The 19,404-nt window shown below is 58.3% G+C and carries 18 protein-coding genes; 6 read left to right on the top strand and 12 right to left on the bottom strand.

The genetic code is table 11. The features are described from left to right. Positions 1-97: 97 nt before the first annotated feature. The gene (locus ACZCED_RS09580; RefSeq protein ID WP_462970330.1) at positions 98-853 is read left to right on the top strand and encodes an ATP-binding protein; all 756 of its coding nucleotides are present in this window, start codon (positions 98-100) and stop codon (positions 851-853) included. A gap of 4 nt (positions 854-857) precedes the next feature. Further along, positions 858-3,023 (top strand): DEAD/DEAH box helicase, encoded by a 2,166-nt coding sequence (locus ACZCED_RS09585; RefSeq protein WP_462970329.1) that lies wholly within the window; start codon positions 858-860, stop codon positions 3,021-3,023. Between the two features lie 23 nt (positions 3,024-3,046). Here ACZCED_RS09585 and ACZCED_RS09590 read toward each other — a convergent pair whose 3' ends face one another. From ACZCED_RS09590 to ACZCED_RS09620, 7 genes are all read right to left on the bottom strand, one after another. After that, positions 3,047-3,364: a carboxymuconolactone decarboxylase family protein gene (locus ACZCED_RS09590; RefSeq protein ID WP_462970328.1), complete on the bottom strand. Its 318-nt coding sequence runs from the start codon at positions 3,362-3,364 to the stop codon at positions 3,047-3,049. 146 nt (positions 3,365-3,510) lie between these two features. Continuing rightward, complete coding sequence (dsrP, locus tag ACZCED_RS09595) at positions 3,511-4,731, bottom strand: sulfate reduction electron transfer complex DsrMKJOP subunit DsrP (protein ID WP_462970327.1); 1,221 nt, start codon at positions 4,729-4,731, stop codon at positions 3,511-3,513. A 38-nt stretch (positions 4,732-4,769) separates the two neighbouring features. Continuing rightward, positions 4,770-5,741 (bottom strand): 4Fe-4S dicluster domain-containing protein, encoded by a 972-nt coding sequence (locus tag ACZCED_RS09600; RefSeq protein WP_462970326.1) that lies wholly within the window; start codon positions 5,739-5,741, stop codon positions 4,770-4,772. Positions 5,742-5,750: 9 nt separating this feature from the next. Beyond that, positions 5,751-6,371, bottom strand: coding sequence for a hypothetical protein (locus ACZCED_RS09605; RefSeq protein WP_462970325.1), 621 nt, complete (start codon positions 6,369-6,371; stop codon positions 5,751-5,753). Positions 6,372-6,385: 14 nt separating this feature from the next. Next, on the bottom strand, positions 6,386-7,087 hold the full coding sequence (locus tag ACZCED_RS09610; protein WP_462970324.1) for a hypothetical protein: 702 nt from the start codon (positions 7,085-7,087) through the stop codon (positions 6,386-6,388). Then, positions 7,087-9,402 carry a molybdopterin-dependent oxidoreductase gene (locus tag ACZCED_RS09615; protein WP_464860693.1) on the bottom strand — a complete coding sequence of 772 codons (2,316 nt, stop codon included), beginning with the start codon at positions 9,400-9,402 and terminating at the stop codon, positions 7,087-7,089. The genes ACZCED_RS09610 and ACZCED_RS09615 overlap by 1 nt, the downstream gene beginning before the upstream one ends. Positions 9,403-9,450: 48 nt before the next feature. Continuing rightward, positions 9,451-9,681 carry a hypothetical protein gene (locus ACZCED_RS09620; protein ID WP_462970322.1) on the bottom strand — a complete coding sequence of 77 codons (231 nt, stop codon included), beginning with the start codon at positions 9,679-9,681 and terminating at the stop codon, positions 9,451-9,453. 529 nt (positions 9,682-10,210) lie between these two features. Here ACZCED_RS09620 and ACZCED_RS09625 point away from each other — a divergent pair. Both ACZCED_RS09625 and ACZCED_RS09630 read left to right on the top strand, forming a co-directional pair. Continuing rightward, complete coding sequence (locus ACZCED_RS09625; protein WP_464860694.1) at positions 10,211-10,891, top strand: FmdE family protein; 681 nt, start codon at positions 10,211-10,213, stop codon at positions 10,889-10,891. A 12-nt stretch (positions 10,892-10,903) separates the two neighbouring features. Then, positions 10,904-11,935, top strand: a complete 1,032-nt coding sequence (locus ACZCED_RS09630; RefSeq protein WP_464860695.1) for a molybdopterin-binding protein — start codon at positions 10,904-10,906, stop codon at positions 11,933-11,935. 162 nt (positions 11,936-12,097) lie between these two features. Here ACZCED_RS09630 and ispH read toward each other — a convergent pair whose 3' ends face one another. From ispH to ACZCED_RS09655, 5 genes are all read right to left on the bottom strand, one after another. Next, a complete protein-coding gene (gene ispH, locus ACZCED_RS09635; RefSeq protein ID WP_462970319.1) occupies positions 12,098-13,825 on the bottom strand; it encodes a 4-hydroxy-3-methylbut-2-enyl diphosphate reductase in 1,728 nt (575 codons plus the stop codon). 171 nt (positions 13,826-13,996) lie between these two features. Further along, positions 13,997-14,440: a DUF3842 family protein gene (locus tag ACZCED_RS09640; protein WP_464860696.1), complete on the bottom strand. Its 444-nt coding sequence runs from the start codon at positions 14,438-14,440 to the stop codon at positions 13,997-13,999. Between the two features lie 46 nt (positions 14,441-14,486). Continuing rightward, positions 14,487-15,008 carry an NYN domain-containing protein gene (locus tag ACZCED_RS09645; protein ID WP_464860697.1) on the bottom strand — a complete coding sequence of 174 codons (522 nt, stop codon included), beginning with the start codon at positions 15,006-15,008 and terminating at the stop codon, positions 14,487-14,489. A 176-nt stretch (positions 15,009-15,184) separates the two neighbouring features. After that, a complete protein-coding gene (locus ACZCED_RS09650; protein WP_462970316.1) occupies positions 15,185-16,108 on the bottom strand; it encodes a ParB/RepB/Spo0J family partition protein in 924 nt (307 codons plus the stop codon). Positions 16,109-16,185: 77 nt separating this feature from the next. Further along, the gene (locus ACZCED_RS09655) at positions 16,186-16,962 is read right to left on the bottom strand and encodes a ParA family protein (RefSeq protein WP_462970315.1); all 777 of its coding nucleotides are present in this window, start codon (positions 16,960-16,962) and stop codon (positions 16,186-16,188) included. Between the two features lie 114 nt (positions 16,963-17,076). Between ACZCED_RS09655 and ACZCED_RS09660 the strand changes: the two genes are divergently transcribed. Both ACZCED_RS09660 and ACZCED_RS09665 read left to right on the top strand, forming a co-directional pair. Next, entirely contained in the window at positions 17,077-18,495 is a 1,419-nt protein-coding gene (locus ACZCED_RS09660) for a M48 family metalloprotease (RefSeq protein ID WP_464860698.1), read from the top strand. Between the two features lie 308 nt (positions 18,496-18,803). After that, positions 18,804-19,367, top strand: a complete 564-nt coding sequence (locus ACZCED_RS09665) for a cytochrome c3 family protein (protein ID WP_462970312.1) — start codon at positions 18,804-18,806, stop codon at positions 19,365-19,367. Positions 19,368-19,404 lie beyond the last annotated feature (37 nt).

A 19,404-nucleotide genomic window follows, 5' to 3' on the forward strand; every position in this document is an offset into this window, starting at 1 on the left:
CAACACCGCCCCTTGCTGATCCGGCAACCGGTCTTATATTAGTGGCCATGTCTGACAATTGTAAACGCGCCTGCGGGTGCACGAAAGGATTAGGCACATGAAACTGGCGGTCAGCGGCAAAGGCGGTGTGGGCAAAACGACATTTTCTTCTCTTCTGGCGAGAACGTTGAGCGACCGCGGCATGAAGGTCCTGGCCATCGATGCGGACCCGGACGCCAACCTGGCAGCAGCCCTGGGCATTGCCGACGCGGACAAGGTCACCCCGATCGCCGAGATGAAAGAACTGATTTTCGAGCGCACCGGCGCCCAGCCAGGAACCATCGGCGGATTCTTCAAGCTGAACCCCAAGGTGGACGACATCCCCGACACCCTCTCCGTCCGGCTGGACAACATCAAGCTCATGCGCCTTGGCAGCGTTAAAAAGGGCGGCGCCGGCTGCCTGTGCCCGGAATCCACCCTTCTCAAGGCCCTGGTGACCCATGTGGTGCTGGGACGCAACGAAGTGGTGATCATGGACATGGAAGCAGGCATCGAACACCTGGGACGGGCCACGGCCCAGGCCGTGGACAAGCTGATCGTGGTGGTCGAACCGGGCCGCCGCAGCATCGACACGGCCGAGCACATCCGGCGTCTGGCCGCCGAGATCCGGCTGGACCACGTTGCCGTGGTGGGCAACAAGATCCGCAGCCCCAAGGATGAGGAATTCCTGCGCAAGCACCTGCCCGACTTCGAATTTTTGGGATTTCTGCCCTACGACGAGACGCTCATCGAGGCCGATCTCTCCGGCACCTCGCCCTATGACACCGCGACCACGGCCAAACAGGTCGTGGCCGGCATCATCGACCGGCTGTAGCCCGATGAACAAACCCAACCGGAGCGCACCCGGGGGTCGCCGCCGCTATCCGTCGCGACGAAAGCCGCAGGGCAACAAGCAATATCGCCGGACGGACCGCCACGTGCAGATCTCCCCCGGCGCCGATCCGCAGCTCAAGGCCGTTTTTTCGGGCATCGGCGTTCCAAAGAACAAACCCTTCAAGCCGGACCGATTCCAGACCGAAGCCGTGGCGGTCATGGCCGAGTCCGACTGCCTGGTGACCGCCCCCACCGGCGCCGGCAAGACCTGGATCGCCGTGCAAACCATCCGGCGCACATTCGAAAAGGGCGGGCGGGCGTGGTACGCCTCGCCGCTCAAGGCCCTCACCAACTCGAAACTCATCGAGTTTTCCGGGATCTTCGGCCCCGAAAATGTGGGAATTCTCACCGGCGACCGCAAAGAGAGCCCCGATGCACCCATCATCGTCGGCACCACCGAGATCCTGAGAAACCAGCTTTACGATGCCATGCACCAGGGCGTTTCGCTGAACACGGACCTGGTGGTGCTCGACGAAGCCCATTTCCTGGGAGACGAGGAACGCGGCGTGGTGTGGGAAGAAACCATGATCTACCTGCCCCCGCGCATCCCGTTGCTGATGCTGTCGGCAACGGTGGGCAATGCGGGTGCCATCGCCGACTGGCTGACGGCCATTCGCGGCCGCCCCTGCCGGGTGGTTGCGGAAACCCAGCGGCCCGTGCCGCTCTATCCGATGGTATTGCACCCCTCGGGCACCCTTTTGCCCCTGACCGTCAAGGGCGGGCGGGGGGCCAAGGCGCTCCACAAGAAGGTTGAACGTCTCATCGGCCAGAAAAAGCAGCCGGAGCCGCCCCGACGCCGCGGCCTTCCCCCATTCGGCGACATCCTCCGGGTGCTCAAGGCCTATGACCTGCTGCCGGCCATCTTCTTCTTAAAATCCCGCAGCGACTGCGACGCCGCCCTGAACCTGTGCCATGGGGCCGTCCCCCTGACCGATGAGAAAAAGGCCGAACTGTTTGACCGGGTTCGAGCGCTCACCGACAGTTCACCGCACCTGGCCCAGCATCGCCAGCGTATTCATCTGGAGCAGGCCGGTGTCGGCGCCCACCACAGCGGCCATCTTCCAGGCTGGAAGCTGGTGGTCGAACGCCTGATGAGCGAAGGCCTGCTGACCGCCGTCTTGGCCACCTCCACCGTGGCCGCCGGCGTCAACTTCCCGGCGCGAACCATGGTGTTTTTCAACTCGGACCGGTTCAACGGCACCGAATTCATCCCCCTGGACGCCACCCAGCTTCACCAGATGACCGGCCGCGCCGGCCGCCGGGGCATGGACAAGATCGGCTTTGCCCTGGCCGTGCCCGGCCGCTACATGGACCTGCGCCTGGTGGCCCGGCTGCTTGCCTCCCGGCCGGGAAAGGTGCACAGCCGCATCCGCATCAACTTCTCCATGGTCCTCAACCTGCTGCTCTCTCACACCCCCGCCCAGGTGGAGGAACTGCTCAAACGCTCCTTCGCCACCTGGCTGCTGATCGCCAAAGCCGAGGACAGCCGTCAGAAAAGCCGCATGGCCGATGTTCACGAAGTCCTGTGGGAAGATTTTTTAAGACACCTGGATTTTCTCAAGGAGACCGGATTTGTGGACGGAGATGACCGCCTCACCGAAGACGGCGTCTGGGCATCCCAACTGCGGGTGGACCAGCCGTTGATCGTGGCCGAATGCCTGCGCCAGGGGCTGCTGCCGGACGGGGATGCGGCCCAGATGGCCGGGGTGTTCGCCTGCATGGTCAACGAACGGGAGACCGATGATCGCATGGAGGGACGCCTGGTACCCAACCGGCTCAAACGCACGGTGGGCCGTATCCAGAAAAAACTGACCGGATTCGCCCGCCACATGAAATCGCGCGGCTTCGACGTACGCCCGTTCTACCTGCGGCCCGCCGCCATGACGCATGCCTGGGCCTCGGGATATCCGTGGGAAAATGTCATCAAGGAATACGGGATGGCCGAAGGCAACCTGGCCATGCTGATGATGCGCACCGCCGACAACCTGCGCCACGCCGCCAACCTGGTGGACGTGTTTCCCGAATCGGCTGCCACGGCGCGCGAAGCCATCGGCCTGATCATGAAGGAGCCGGTGGTGGAGGGAACGGATGAGGATGAAGCGGATCGGTAGTGTCGACCGGGGTTGTTCTCAGGTCAGCCGTCATCTCCGGCCAACACCTCTTCCACCCAGCTCAATGCCGCGATCATATTGGGAAATCCGGTCGTGGTCATGGCCAGCAGCACGGCGTGCCTGACCTCTTCGGCCGTTGCCCCGGCGGCCATGGCTTTGCGGGTGTTCGACATGACGCCCCCCCGCGAATTGGCGCCCACGGCAATCCCCAGCTTCACCAGGTCCTGGGTTTTCTCGTCCAGGGGACCCGCTTGCCGGGTGGAAATCCCGAGCCGCTTGAAGTCCTTGAACACTTCCGGAAAATGGTCCTGAAAATTCTTGTAAACCGTCGGCAGATACATGAACGCTCCTTTTGTTGGTAGGGTGGCAGGAAACCTTAGCGATAAGGTTCTATCCAGAGCTATCCCGGATATGGGACCCCTGTCAAGTCCCCGAATGGCAACGGACCGGCCTGAAGACGGCCGGGTGGTTCAGGGCGACGAAAATCTCACTGGTTTTCGAATCGCTGTTCGATGATCAGTGCCGGTTTGACAAGCATGGTGACGATGAAAACGCCCAGGGAAAGAATACCGAGGGTGATGCCCACCTCTACCCAGCTTGGCGCATAATCGACGATTTCTCCCAACGGGGAAGGCACCAGCCCCGGCACGATCAGGCCGATGCCTTTTTCGATCCAGATACCGACGAACAACAGGATCGAGGCGGGAAACAGCACCCGGGGGTCGTTGTCGCCGGGGTTGAAGGCCAGGGTCACAGTGGCCACCAGATTCATACTGACGGCGGTCCAGATCCAGGGCACCAGCGAGTTGTAGCCATCCAGGCCGAAGTAGAGGTAGATCGCCGGCAGGCTGTGATGGGTGGGCAGGTAGAACTCCTTGAAAATTTCGGAAAAGAGCATGATCAGGTTAATGATGGCCGACACCACAATGATTCGACGCAGTTTATTGAACACCTCCGTCTCGATCTTGAAGGTCGTGGTGGTGTCGATGATCCCCAGCACCACGGTGATCAGTGCCGGGCCGGCGGCGAAGGCCGACGCCAGAAACCGCGGACCCATCAGCGGGTTGTTCCAGAACGGCCGGGCGGGCAGTCCCTGGTAGAGAAAGGCGGTGACCAGGTGGATGCCGAAGGCCCAGAAAATGGAGATGAAAACCAGCGGGCGATACTTGCGTTCGTCGGGTTTGCGGTGGTGGTAATGGCAAAACAGGATATACGTCGGCACACTGAGATTCAGAATCAGATAGCCGTTGAGAACCAGGATGTCCCAGGTGAGCAGAGATGAGGGCCAGTTGAAGATACCGATGCCCGGAATCAGATGCCAGGCCTGCAGCGGACCACCGAGATCGACGAACACGAACATCAGGCACATGACCAGCGCGCCGATGGCGACCAGTTCGCCGACGATGACGACTTTATGGAGGTCCTTGTCCTTGAAGATGTATGACGGCAGGATGATCATCACCGCCGCGGCGGCCACACCCACAAGGAAAGTGAAATTGGCGATGTAGAACCCCCAGCTCACGATGTCGGACATATGGGTAACGGCGAGCCCCAGATTGAACTGGACCAGGTAAGCATACACCCCAAAAAGCATGACGGCGGCGAGAAAACAGAGAAAAAACTGGTATGCCATGCCTCCGGACAGGCTCCATGACACCGCATCCTTGGTAAACGCGAACACATCTTTGACAAGCGAGTTACTTTTCATGGCCACATCCTGACCCGGATACACCGGCTGCCCTGCAGTTAATCCACAAAATACCAGAATTTGGGATCGGTTCCGAGGTCCTCTTTATGTCTGAAGACCTTTTTGTTCTTCAGTACGAAACGGATCTCGCTGTCCGGGTCCAAGAGGTTTCCGAAAACCCGTGCACCGGTCGGACACGCATCCACACAAGCCGGCAGCCTCCCGTTGCGGCTGCGCTGGACGCAGAAGGTGCATTTCTCCATCTGGCCCCTTTTACGGAGCCGGTTCCCGAGATAGTGCTGTTTTTTAGTTATCTCCGCAACGGGCACGACCGGATCGTTCCAATTGAATCGACGCCCGTAATAGGGGCACGCGGCAATGCAGTAGCGGCATCCGATGCACCAGTCGTAATCGACCACGACAATACCGTCCGGTTCCTGCCACGTAGCCTGCGTGGGGCACGCCTTGACGCAAGGGGCGTTCTGGCAGTGGTAGCACTGGACGCCCATATAGAAATGGTCTTCTACCGGCACTTCGTGGAAAAATTTACCGTCGCCCGAATCCGGGGTCATCCTGCCGTGTTCCATTTCGAATATGCGGATGTACTGGGTGTCGGTCCGCCGGTCCAGGTTGTTTTCCTTGACGCAGGCGGCCACACACGCCATGTACCCTTCACATCGGGTCACGTTGAAGGCGTATCCAAAGAGCACATCGTCCACCGGCGGGGCGGCACTGATCTGCACGTCGACATGCTGCCGCAGTTTGGCCAACTGCTCCAGCCGGTTGACGGTTTCATCCTTTTCCTTCGGGGTCATCAGGCGATAGTGTTTTTTGAAAAACTCGTTGAACTGGAGCTTGAGCGCTTCTCCTCCCATGGGCAAGCCGCCGCCGCAGCCGGTGACCATGGCGGCACTTCCCACGGCGGCGGCAGTGGCCGCTCCCTTGAGGAACGCCCGGCGTCCGCACCGTTTCTCTTTCAGCGGGGGATCCTGATGCTGCGCCTGACAGGCTGCTTTTTTATTGGAGTCCATGGGGTATGCCTATTTTTTCATCGGAGGTGAATAGGTGACCGGCCATCGTTTCTGAAAGCGCGGTGCATGCGGGTTGTGGCAGGATGCGCAGTTCTTGACGACACGCTCACCTGCCCAGTAGGTCACGCGCTTTCCATGCGCCCCGCCCACCCAGTCTTTCTTCTGTCTGAAATGGCACTGTCCGCAAAGCTCGTAACTGTGGTCCATATCCAGTTTTTCTTCCATTTCCGAAGTCAGGTAATCCCGTTCCTGCCGATTGTGGCAGGTAAAACAGGACAGCTGTTTTTCCTCGCTGCCGTGCACCAGTACGATGTCGCCGTGGGCTATTTTGGCCGCATTGGCTTCGGTAACGATGTCATCATTGTGGCATTGGCTGCATGCGAAGCGCGCCACTTGATCTTTGCGGGCCTCGACCCAGAATCGACCTCCCTGGTAGCGTGAATTCGCCGGCACGACAGGTTCGGTCAGCGGCTGCACCGACGGCAGCCGTTTTGCTCCGGTTGGCGGTTGCATCGCATTGCGGATCGTCTGTTCGATACCGCCCTCCCCGCAATAGGCCGCCCATCCGGAGAAAACAGCGGTCACCGCGACAACCAGAACCATGCCTTTTTGAAAAATCGAAGTATTCATAGGGCCCTTGTCATCTAATAATCGGATTTTCTCTGAAACGTTCCTTGGATCAGATCCGGTACGTGACACTGCCGGCAATTCCCCCGCATGGGATGTTCCACGCGAATGGCGGTAATGGTGCCCGGCCCCACATGGCATGCAATGCAGTCTCCCCGGTACTGAAGGTCATGGGGAATGGGCGGCGGTGCGCCCGGCAGGTACGATCGACCCAGGCGGGGCGGGGGTACGCTCTGCCAGTCGGTTCCCGCAAACGGCTGCGTTGCTTCGGTGGGCACCACATGACATTGCCGGCAGTCGCTTTGCTCGGGATGGGGAGTGACCGGCGTATTCAGTTTCAACGCCTGGCTCCACCCGCCATCGGCATGGCAGGTCAGGCAGGTCCGGCTGGTTTCATCGTTGGGTTCCACCCGGTGAGGGATGAACGGCGGTGAACCGGGATATTGGCGGCGTGAATAGTAGTCGTCAAGCGTACGGCTGGTAGAGGTCCCTTCCAGGTAGGCCGCCGTAATCCGGTCGTAGTGCCGAAAGATGGCATCCCCGTTATCGTCGAAGTGCGCTTCCTCTGCCACGGATATCGACGGTTTCAAGGGTGTCTGGGCGGTGGAAAGGGCTTTGTAGGCAATCAATGGAAAAGCCAGGACGCAGATCCCTGCAAAGCCCAGGAAGATTTTTCCGATTTTCCGTTCCGCTTCCGGCGGTTGCGTTTGCGTTTCCATTAGGCGCTCTCCAGTTTCACCGCACATTTTTTATAGTCCGGCTGTTTGGAAATCGGACAAAAGGCATCCAGAGTGACCTCGTTGATCAGGTAGCTTTCGTCAAAAAAGGGGACGAAAACCATGCCTCTTGGCGGACGCCCCCTTCCGTTGATGCTGGCCTTCATCACCATGGAACCTCGCCTGGAGCTGATCTTCACCTTGCTGCCGTTGGCGATGCCGAGCTGATCGGCGTCCTCCGGATTGATCTCCACATAGGACGCGGGCATGGCTTTGTGCAACAGGGGCACCCGCCGGGTCATGGAGCCGGTATGCCAGTGTTCGAGCACGCGTCCGGTATTGAGCCAGAACGGATAATCGCTGTCCGGTGATTCGGCCGCGGGCTCGTATGGCCTGAGCCAGATCCATGCCCGCTTGTCCGGCTTGCCGTAAAAATCGAAATCATCTCCTTTGGCAGCAGGGTCATACGCGGGATTGTATCTCCATTTGGTTTCCTTGCCGTCCACGAAGGGCCACTGAACCCCCGATCTTTCTCGGAGCACGTCGTAGGGGGCCATGCGGTGCTTGGGCGAATCATGAAACCGGATATACTCGTTCCAGGCGTCTTCGATGTACGTCTGCCGGCTCCACGGGAACTGCTTTTCATACCCGAGCCGCCTGGCGACTTCAATGATCTGCCAGGTGTTGCTCATGGTATCGCCCGGCATGGGAACGATCTGTTCGTTGTGCTGGGTGCGGCGTTCCGAGTTGCCGAAGAACCCTTCCCGTTCGATCCACAGGGCCGAGGGGAGGATCACATCCGCCACATCCGAGGTGGGGGTGGGGTAGATTTCCGACACCACCATGAACCGGCCCTCTTTTTCCGCGCCATTGCGGTATCGTTTCAGGTTCGGCATGGTCACCATGGGGTTGGTCACCTGAATCCACATGAACCGGATATCGCCTCGATCCAGTGCGCGGAACATCTCAACGGTGTGGTAGGTCGGTTTAGGATCGATGTTTTCCACCGGCACCTGCCAGATCCCGGCGGCCATCTTGCGGTGTTCTTCGTTCATGACCACGCCGTGGGGCAGCTTGTGGGTCAGCGTGCCCACCTCGCGCACGGTGCCGCATGCACTCGGCTGACCGGTCAGGGAAAAGGGGCTGTTGCCGGGCGTGGAGATCTTCCCGACCAGCAGATGGATATTGTAGACGAGGTTGTTGATCCAGGTGCCCCGCGTGTGCTGGTTCATTCCCATGCACCAGAAAGAGGTCACCTTCTTGTCGGGATCACCGTAAAGGGAAGCCAGATACTTGATGTCGCGGGCAGAGACGCCGGAAATCGCCTCGACTTTTTCCGGTGTGTAGTCTTCAAGAAAGGTTTTATATGCATCGAAATCGACGGCCTCGGCCTTTTCCGTGAACTGGAAATGATCCTCGGTGCCGTAGCCGATGTCGGTTTTACCTTTGTGAAAAGAGACATGCTTGTTGACAAAGGGCCAGTTGACCCATTTGTTGTTGATAATTTCGTAGCAGATGGCATTGGCTACCGCCAGGTCCGTCTGTGGCCGGAAAAGGATCGACCGGTCCGAGGCCTGGCTGGTCCGGGTGGTTCGGGTGGCAAAATCGATGATGCGCACGTGGCTTTTGGACTTTCGGTTGGCCAGCATCCGCGAAAATAGCACGGGGTGCATCTCGGCCATGTTGTTGCCCCAGGTGACGAACACGTCGGCGTGATCGATGTCGTCGTAGCACCCCATGGGCTCATCCAGGCCGAAACTGGTCATGAATCCGGTCACCGCGCTGGCCATGCACAGCCGGGCGTTGGCTTCCACATTGTTCGTTCCGATGCACCCCTTGAACAGCTTTGAAGCGACGTAGCCGTCGGTGATCGACCACTGCCCGGACCCGTACATGGCAACGGCATCCTTCCCATGGGCACCGATCGTCTCTTTCATCTTGGCCGCGACGAGGTCGAGCGCGTCACTCAGGTGAGCCTCGACCAATTTCCCGTTCTTCCTGATAAACGCCTTCTTGATACGGTCATCCCCGTAGAGAATCTGTACCGAATGATAGCCCTTGACGCAGCACAACCCCTTGTTGACCGTGCAGTTGGGGTCACCCTTGACGGCGACGGCACGGTCTCCGGTGACGCCGACCAGCAAGCCGCATCCCGTTCCGCAGAACCGGCAGGGCGTTTTTTTCCACAGGATCGTGCCGGAAGGCGTGTCCGTGGTTTTCCAGGCGCCAAAACTGATGCCCGGAAACAGGGTCGCCGCAGCAGCTGCAGCACTGTTCAAAGCCATGGATTTGATGAACGATCGTCGGTTGATTCTCATTAACTGCTCCTTTGCTCCGAACCGGTCTGTGAATATGAACAGGTACGCTTACGCGCCTGTATGGCCGAACGTCATACCAAGGGACTGTAGTGACTTCAGTGCGTTGAGTTGTTTCTGCAACGCTTTTTCAATTACTTCATCAGGGGTATCGGTCAACAGGATCAGGATGTCCTCGTTTTCGGCAGGGGTGGCCTCGCAGTATGGCAGGGCCGAAAGGTCTTTGAGCAGTTGCTCTTTGGCGCCTTTTTCGGGGTAGGCCAGATAGCTGAAAACTGGCATCGAATTTACCTCCACGCGTTTTCAGTCGTCTCGTTGAAACCGAGAATTCTGAGGAACTCGACTCAATGGTGAATCGGATGGTGACGTGTCTGTCGCGCCGGCAGCGGGGAATGCGAACCCGGCATCCAGTGGAAAGCTTGGGACAAGGCGGCCCATCCCCCCGTCTACGAGATTGTGGTAATAATATGTGATACAATAGTCGGAAACGGATTGACTTAAGTCAAAAATAATTACGGCGGGGTAACGTATGGTGAACTATACTCAAGGCATCGATCCGGCGAAAAATTCAGATCCATAGTGAATTTTTTTTGTCTGCACGGGGACTGCATTTGCGGCAGGCAGGCGCCGACAAATCGCTTCCTATGCCCGGATCGGACGACACCCAAATCAAATAAAATAGCACCTTTTTGTAATCTACTCAGTCGATGGTTAAAAAATCAGATACATCCGCCCGGGTTTATGTTATTGTTAACACATCGTTATGGCCCGCCTATGAAATCCGGATAAAAAAGATCCAGTAAGGTCGATCATGGACAGCTTCCATTCATTGCTCGAGTCCTGCTCAGCCGAACACGGCCACCTCTGTCCGGGACAGGTGGTGGGTGTGCGCATGGCGATGTTAGGGTGCCGGCTGATCGGCATGGATCAGCCCAAACGCCTCGATCAGATTAAAAAGCTTTTGGTCTATGTGGAGATGGATCGCTGCACGGCAGATGCCGTGGCCCATGTCACCGGCGTAAAACTGGGGCGACGGAGCCTCAAATTTGTCGATTATGGCATCATGGCCGCCACCTTCATGAATCTGGATACCGGGGATTCGTACCGGGTGTTGTCCACGGAGGAGGCAAGGGATCTGGCGCGGGTTTACGCGCCGGAATTCGCCACGCGGTCCGAACGGCAGATCGCCGCGTATAAACGAATGCCGGAAAGCGTCCTGTTCCGCGTCCAGGAAGTCCGCGTTAAAATCGATGCATTCGATTTGCCCGGTCCAACGCGGCGAAAAGTGGCCTGCAGCCACTGCGGCCAGCTAATCAGGGATGCCAGAGAAATTCTCATCCAAGGCAATCCGGTCTGTAAGCCTTGCAGCGGCCAATCCTATTTTACGCATGTCCGGGACATCACGTGGCATGATATGGGGTCGTCGCCATGCAGTGGTCATGGCCACCCACCTGCGCACGAAACAATAGGATCGTCGATGAATACCAAATAAGGAGAACCGGCTGTGTTAAAAAAAATCGGGGTAAAAGATTCGGTGGGGACAAAACTGGCCCACGATATTACGGAAATCCGGCCGGGTGAATTCAAGGGAGCGGCATTTCGCAAAGGGCATACGGTTTGTGATGAAGACGTATGCCGATTGCAGAAGCTGGGCAAGAACCACCTTTACCTGATCGACCTCGATGAAGATGAAATCCACGAAGACCAGGCCGCTTCGATATTAGCGGAAAGCCTGTCCGGGGAAGGCGTCGTCTGGGAGGATGCCCCCAAGGAGGGCAAGATCAGCCTGCATGCAGGACATGACGGATTGTGCACCGTGGACATTGCCGCCCTGGCGGCTTTCAATATGGTCGACGAAGTGATGTGCGCCACGATTCACAGTCACACCCTGGTGAAAAAAGGTGAGATGGTGGCGGCAACACGCGCCATTCCGCTCGTGATGAGGCGGGCGCCCATTGAGCGGGCCGCAGCCATTGCCTCTCAGAACGGCGGTGTGTTGCATGTACGCGCCCTCAAAAAAGCCCGGGCCGGCGTGGTGGTCACCGGCAGCGAAGTCTTCAACGGACTGATCGAAGACAAATTCGCACCGATTTTAAGGCAAAAAATCGAGATGCTCGGATCTGTGGTGGCCGGAGTGACATGGGTTCCTGATGATCCTGAAATCATTCGAACGGCCATCCAAGATCACCTTGCCGGCGGTTGCGATTTGATCCTCTTGAGCGGCGGGATGAGCGTGGACCCGGATGATGTGACCCGCAAAGGCATCGCCATGGCAGGCGGCCAGGAGGTCCACTATGGTGCCGCCGCGCTGCCCGGCGCCATGTTCATGACCGCTTACATCCATGGGGTTCCGCTATTGGGGGTACCGGCGTGTGGACTTCATCACCGCATCACCGTACTGGATCTGATTCTTCCCAGAATATTGACGGGTGAACATATCGGAAAGAAAGAACTCGCGTTTCTCGGGCACGGCGGACTCTGCCGCGATTGCCAAACGTGCACCTATCCCCACTGTCCGTTTGGAAAAGGGAGCTGACCCGCCGCCCTTTGACAAACCGCATCCGCAGTGCCCCCCTCTCAATCCCCTCGCGGCGATGGAAAGGCAAGCGACGGGGCTGGCGAGCACGATTGCGGTTCACCGGCAAGTTTCAGTTCCTGTTCTGCGGTTTCAGACGATAATTCGGTGATGCATTGGACTTCACGAGACCCAGATCCACAGCAGGGCGATAACCCCGGACAACAACAGCAGGCTTTCCACCAGAAACTCCAGGCGCATGCTGGGCAGCATGCGCCCTTTTTCATAGGCACTGACCAAGATGAGCATGGCCGCCGGGCAAAGGGTCAGGAAAAAACCAAGCCCGGAGATCAGGCCGACGGCCGACCCGATGGCGACCAGAATCATGCAGCCGACCAGGGTTGCCTTCAGCAGGACCGCGGTTTTTCGGCTTCCCAACAAGATGGGCAGGGTTTCCTTGCCCATGATGCGATCACCCTGAACATCCAGCAGGTCAAAAAACGCGGTGCGGGCAAACACCAGGGCGGTGGCCCAGACGAACACCCCCCCAATAGCGACGGTCAGGGTTCCCTTGCCGGTGATCCCAGGCAGCAGCGCCACCACCACCCCCCAGGCCACGGCGATGAGAAATGTTTTTGAACCGGGAATATCCTTGATCCGCCGATACTTGAACCCGAACCTGTCGGGCAGCAAGTAGAGGTTGTAGGAGAGGCCCAGCAGGCTCATGATCAGCAGGATGGCAAAGGCGGCAGCCCCCATGGCTGACGCACTCAGGATCCCCAGGCCGCCGGCGGCGATGGCCAGCACGGACAACAGCCGACGGTGCCGCTCATAAAAACGGGCCCGTTCCGGATCGTTGTACTCATCTTCGGCTGTACCGGTAAGGTGATTCAGCAGATGCATGGAAAGCACGTAAAGCATGGCCACGGCCACCGGGGCAAGGGCAGCGGCCAGCCCCAACAGCCGGATGCAGGCAAGGCACAGGCATCCGGCACCCACAGCCACGTATACATTGGTCAGCAGGAGGGTCTGGATCGTGCTGTAAAGGGTCCTGACGACACTCGATTGCCGCTTGGCCGGCAGCTTTTCCAGTTCCCGGAAAACCCGTTTAATGATCCAGTTGGGCGTTGATGCGCCGGCGGTAATCCCCACCCGGTCGACCCGGTCCAGGCAGCAGGCTTCCAGTTCGGCTTCCGTTTCCATGTGGAAGGCGGGCTTGCCGGTCTCCCCGGCTATCTCAGCCAGCCGTCGGGTATTGCCGCTTTCCCTTCCCCCCACGACGATAACGGCGTCGACGCGATCAGCCAGTTGTTTGACTTCTGCCTGCCGCTTTTCCGTCGAATCGCAGATCGTATCAAAGGTCTTGTAATGCGGGAACTTATCGGCAGCCCAGGCCTTCACCTGCTCGTAGAGTTTCATGTTCTGGGTGGTCTGGGCCACGATGATGGCCTGGTCGAAAGCGGGCAGGGCGTCGACGTCCGCCATGGTGCTGACCACGTTCCCCGACGGACCGGCATACCCCACCAGCCCCACCACCTCAGGGTGGTCCCGGTCGCCGACGATGATGGTGGCAAAGCCTTTGCGGGCGTGAACCCGAATGATGGTCTGGACGCGGATGACGCGCGGACAGGTAGCATCCACCACCTTGAATCCGGCGTCCGTGAGCCGCTGCTTGTCCTCGGGGGGCACACCGTGGGCCCGCACCAGCACGGTGCCGGTTCCTTGTTCCGGGATCGTTTTCAGGACGGTGATCCCCCTTTTCTCAAAAAGGGAGAGGACCTGGGGATTGTGGATCAGGGGGCCGTAGGTGTAAATGGGTTCATCGTACTTGCCCGGTGCATCCAGGGCCAGTTCCACGGCCCGTCTCACGCCCATGCAGAAACCGGCGGTTTTAGCGATTTCAATCTTCATCTCTAATCCGGTGCTACCTCATCCTTGTCCAATTCTTAGGTTGCCGTCCATCCGCGGATCATCGCTTGAAGTTCGGGTCAAGGTCGACGGGATTTTGAAACCGAATCCGTGAAAGCCCTGGGTTGAGGGGTTCGACTTCCGGAGTCCGGGGATTGGACCTCAAGCCACCATTTAAGGACGGTCGCAAATCAGCGGTTTCAGGTGGTCGATGACAAGGCTTTCCACCATGTGGGGCAGCGGGTCGTCCGACACCCCGACCAAATCGACATTTTCCTGGGATATGGGCAAAATAAGCTTGGTGGCTGAACAACCGGATACGGCTTCGGCCATTTTGGGGGTCACTTCACCCATCATGGCATGGGCCAGAATGATACCCAGGGTGCCGGCCACCACATCCACCTGGGCAACCGTCCGCACAATTGCGTTTTCCCCCGATGCGCCCCGGTTTGCTCCGGCCTTGAGCATCTGCGCGGTGGCGATGGCATTGGTCCCCAAGGCAATGATCTCCACTGCCTCGCCGAAGCATGCCTTTATTTTCTTGATAATGGTGCTGCCGATGCCGCCGCCCTGTCCGTCGATGACACCGATCCTTTTTCGTGAAAATGGATGAAGCATACCTGTTCCTTAATTCGCAAAATCCAATTCCGATGAATCTCGACGCCTACAGTTTATCAACCCGCGCCCGCGCCCGGCGCTTGCGCTTGGGAAGCCTCCGGCTGGGCCCCTTTTTGCGGGTGGTCGGTACCCATCCCGAGGAAACGGTTTCATCGCCGCCCTTGACCGCCAGGTATCGTGCCAGGGCGATCTTTTCCTCGAAGGCAGCTGAATCCAAGGCGGTGGCTCCGGCCGACTCGGCAGCAGTCATGATCTCCCGGTCGCTGCTGACCACCAGGGCCTTGGCCTTTTCCCGGCGGACCATTCGCCGAATCACATCATCGGCGCTCTCTCCACCCTGCGAGTAGCGGACGGCGATCCCCTTGACCCGATCACGGGAACCGTAAAGGGAGGGCCCGGCCGAGCCGTCGAAAACCACCGTAATTTTATGCGGTTTCAGTTTTTTGTAGGCCGCCAGCATGTCCACCAGGGCGTCACGGCCCAGTTGCAGGTCCCGCCGGTCCATTCCGGCCAGTTCCGGGGATTGGCGGATCAGGTTGTAGCCGTCGATGATGAGGTGAATGGCCATGGCACCTATACGGATTTATCTGCCCAAGACAGGGGAGTGTTGAGCAATCGCCCCTCCAACCTTGTCAGGGCGAGTCCCTGAAGCGATGATCCTGCCTCCATAAAAACGAATCCACGCCGAGGCGTGGGTTCAATGCTTGCGGGTACGTGCAGGTCACGTGAGATCTTGCCTGGCCGCTAACTGGTCCGCAGCATCCCCAGCAGCCGGTCCAGGTCGTCGTCACTGAAAAAATCGATTTCCACCCGCCCCTTCTTGCCCTTGCGCTGGATGCGGACCCGGGTGCCGAAATGGCGGGACAGATCTTCAGAGACATCCCTGAAATAGCGCTGGGCAGAAGTCAATTCCGGGGTGGGGGCCGGTTTCTTTTCCGCATTGATCCGTTTGATCAACGCTTCGGTGTCGCGCACCGACAGTTTTTTGGCCACCACTTCCCGCCAGGCGGCCTGCTGCTTGGCAGGGGTGTCGGCCCCCAGAAGGGCCCGCGCGTGACCCATACTCAAGGCACCCTCCATGATGCTCTCCTTGATCGGGTCGGGAAGCTGGCGCAGCCGCAGAAAGTTGGCCACGGCGCTGCGGCTCTTGCCCACCCGCTCGGCAGCCTTATCCTGGGTCAGGTCGAACTCGGTGATCAGCCGATGGTAGGCCTCGGCCTCCTCCATGGGATTCAGGTTTTCGCGCTGGATGTTCTCTACGATGGAAATCTCCAGCATCTCGGCGTCCGAGACGTCCTTTACCAGCACGGGCACCCGGTCCAGGCCGGCCATGGTAGCCGCCCGCAGACGTCGCTCACCGGCTACCAGTTCATAGCCCACATCGTCAGCGCGCACCAACAGCGGTTGGATGATGCCCTGGCTGCGGATCGATTCTGCCAGTTCTTCCAGTTCATCCGCTGCAAAATGACGCCGCGGCTGGTAGTGGTTCGGCCGAATCATATCGATTTCACACAGAAAAAAATCTTTACGCGTTGGCAGCGATGCCCCGGCCATCCCATCCATCGTGCCCAGATCCGGGATCAGCGCATCAAGCCCCCTGCCCAAGGCCATTTTCCGTTTCTTCTTGGCGCCGGTTCCGACGCTGCTTTGTTTGGTTTTATCTGGCATGCGGTGTCCTGAATCGTGAATGGCTGGCCCGGACCCATTCCATCGGTCCAGGCGAATCAGCGTTGCCGGAAAGCCTGTCAGGCGCGACCGGCATGATTGGCGGTCATGATCTCCTTGGCGAGGGAAAAATAGCTGACAGCCCCCGGAGACATGGCATCGTAAAGCAATATGGGCTGTCCGAAACTGGGTGCCTCCCCCAGGCGGACATTGCGGGGGATGGTCGTCTTGAACACCAAGTTCTTGAAATGACTTTCCGCGTCCTCGGCCACCTGATGGCTCAAATTGGTGCGGCGATCGAACATGGTCAGCAGAATGCCGGCAATTCTGAGTCCCGGGTTCAGGCCGCCCTTGATCCGTTGAAAGGTCTGAACCAGCTGGCTGAGTCCCTCCAGGGCATAGAATTCACACTGAAGCGGGATCAGCAGGGCATCGGCGGCCGTCATGGCATTAACCGTAAGCAGGCTCAACGAGGGGGGGCAGTCGATAAGAATGTAGTCGAAGTCCTGCGTCACCGAAGCCAACAGGCGCCGCAGCGCATGCTCCCGATGGGGCCGGTCCATCATCTCCACATCGAAGCCGATCAATTCCACCCGGGAGGGCATGACCTTGAGGGCCTCGATCTGGCTGTCGACGATCAGGGCCTCCGCCTCGGCATCGCCAATCATCCCATGATAAAGCGTTTTTACCAATTGGGATTTATCCAGTCCCACACCGGTGGTTGCATTGGCTTGGGGGTCGCAGTCCACCAGCAGTGTCCGTTTTTCAGAAACGGCCAGCGCCGCCGACAGGTTGACTGCCGTTGTGGTCTTACCCACGCCGCCTTTCTGGTTAGCGATGCATATGATCTGTGCCATGGCGCCCAGCTTTAGCACAAAACATGCTGTTTGAAAAGAATATTAGAATGTGCCATGCTAAGTTGAAACGCAATGGAAACAGCCGTTGCCGTTAAAAGTGAAAAGATTACTAACATGCTGATAAAAAATAAAATATTCATCTTTTTCACCATGACCGTATTTCTCATTTCCACCATCGTGGCCATGGTTCCCGACGGCCACTGCATCACCCTTCAGGAAGAAAGGGAACTGTCCAAGGAGTTTATGGCGGTAGTCAGGGCCCAGTTCCCCCTGATCGACGATCCGGTCATCAATGACTATGTCAACCGGGTGGGCAAACGCATCCTGGCTGTCGTCCCGCCCCAGCCTTTCGACTATCAGTTTCATGTGCTCCGTGAAGATGTTTACAACGCCTTCGCCACCCCGGCGGGCCACATTTTCTTCAACAGCGGTCTCTTCGCCGCCCTGGAATCCGAAGAGGAGCTTGCCGGCGTAATCGGGCATGAAATTGCCCACGTGGTCTGCCGCCACATCTCGGACCGGATCGAAAGCTCCAAGAAGATCGGCATGGCCACGCTGGCCGGTATGGTGGCCGGTGTTTTGCTGGGCGCCGGCGGAGCAGCTGCAGCGGCCAGCGCCGTGACCGTCGGATCGGTGGCCGCCGGCCAGACCGCGGCCCTGGCCTACAGCCGTGAAAATGAAATGCAGGCGGATCAGCTGGGCCTGGAATATCTCACCCTGGCCGGCTACAGCGGAGAGGGGTTGCTGACCTCATTGAAGAAAATCCGCAGCAAGCAGTGGTACGGGTCCGAACAGATCCCCACCTACCTGACCACCCACCCGGCCTCCGAAGCGCGCATGAGCGCCATCGACAACTGGCTGCACCAGAACCGACCGGAAACGGTCCGCAAACGCGGCGAAGTCGGCGGATTTGGCCTGGCTCACACCCGCTTGATCGCCCTCTACACCGATGAAAAGGCGGCCCTGAAACGGTTCGGGTCGAACCTCGAAACAAGGCCGGACAGCCCGCTCGACCACTATGGATATGCACTGGCCCTGACCCGGGTCGATCAGTGGCACAACGCGGCCGAGCATATGAAACGGGCCATCGAAGGCAATGCCATGGCCACCTCGATGCTTCAGGATCTGGGCAAAATTTATTTCCATGACGGCCAGTACGAAAAAGCCTTGGAAGCCCTGTCCGCCAGCAGTTCCGAAAAATACCCCGAAGGAAGGCTCTATCTGGGCCGTACCCAGATGGAACTGGGTCGAATGGCGGAGGCAAGGGACACCTTCGAAGATCTGGTGCGCTACAACGAGAATTATACCCAGGCCTACTATCATTTGGGGGAGATCAGCGGTCGGTTGGGGGACATGTTCAGCGCCCACTACAATTTAGGCCGCTTTTACCGACAGAAGGGAGATCTGAAGAACGCCGGTTTTCATCTGAACCGGGCCTTGAAACTGGCTGTCGATGACTCCCAAAAAGAAATGGTGATGATTCAACTCGAAGCCCTGGATCCCAAAAAAGAGAAAAAACCGGGTGCCGGGTGATCGCTGGCATTGAGTACCGGTTGTTTTCAGCGCTTACCCAGCCGGCGATCTTCATAAACCTAATTATACCACAAGGTAACATAAAAAGACATTGACAAGTCCCACAATTCATATTAACCGTTTTAGTGATGCTAATTTTTTCTCTCTTTTCTATTTTTTGCTAATCGAACGACCGTTGTCTTGTTTCCGCTTGCTTTAACCCCTTGGGCGCCTATGCAATTCATTTCCGGCAGCCGGGAATGCTTTCATTGGTGTTCTCCAGCCGGCGGGTCAGACTATCTGCAACCACTTAACCTCAAGGAAGTGGTATGAAAAAATGGATAATCGCGGCCGCTCTGGTCGGTGTCGGCATCGTAATCGCCTTTCCCCTGTTCAGCATGACCTACTATACCATGGTGAGGACCTCCACGCCGGAGTTCTGTGCCTCCTGCCATGAAATCAAACCGGCGGTGGTGGCCTGGCGCTCTTCCACCCACACCAACAATGCAACCGGTGTCGTCGTGGACTGCATGGACTGTCACCTGCCGGCCCCCCAGGACACCTTCGATTTTTTCTTTTCCAAAAGCTACCATGGCATCAAAGACGTTGCGGTGCACTTCTTAGTTGGCACGTACGATAGGGACAACGCCCGCGAGGCAGCCTATGCCGCCTTCGACAACGATCAGTGCCAAAAATGCCACCGCAACCTGCTGCACATGCCCACCCAACGCGGTGCCATGCTGGCTCACCGGTCGGTGATTTATGCCCGCCAGGGATACGAAAAAAAATGTGTTGATTGTCACTACGACTTAGTCCATTCCGAAAGGGGACTGGTAATGTTTCGACAGACCCGCCAAATTCCCTACCAGGCCAAGGGGTTGAAACAGCTGTAATACCCAGATAAGCGATTGGGTTTTTTATTTCGTCGAA

It is taken from the genome of Desulfosarcina sp., assembly GCF_055467485.1.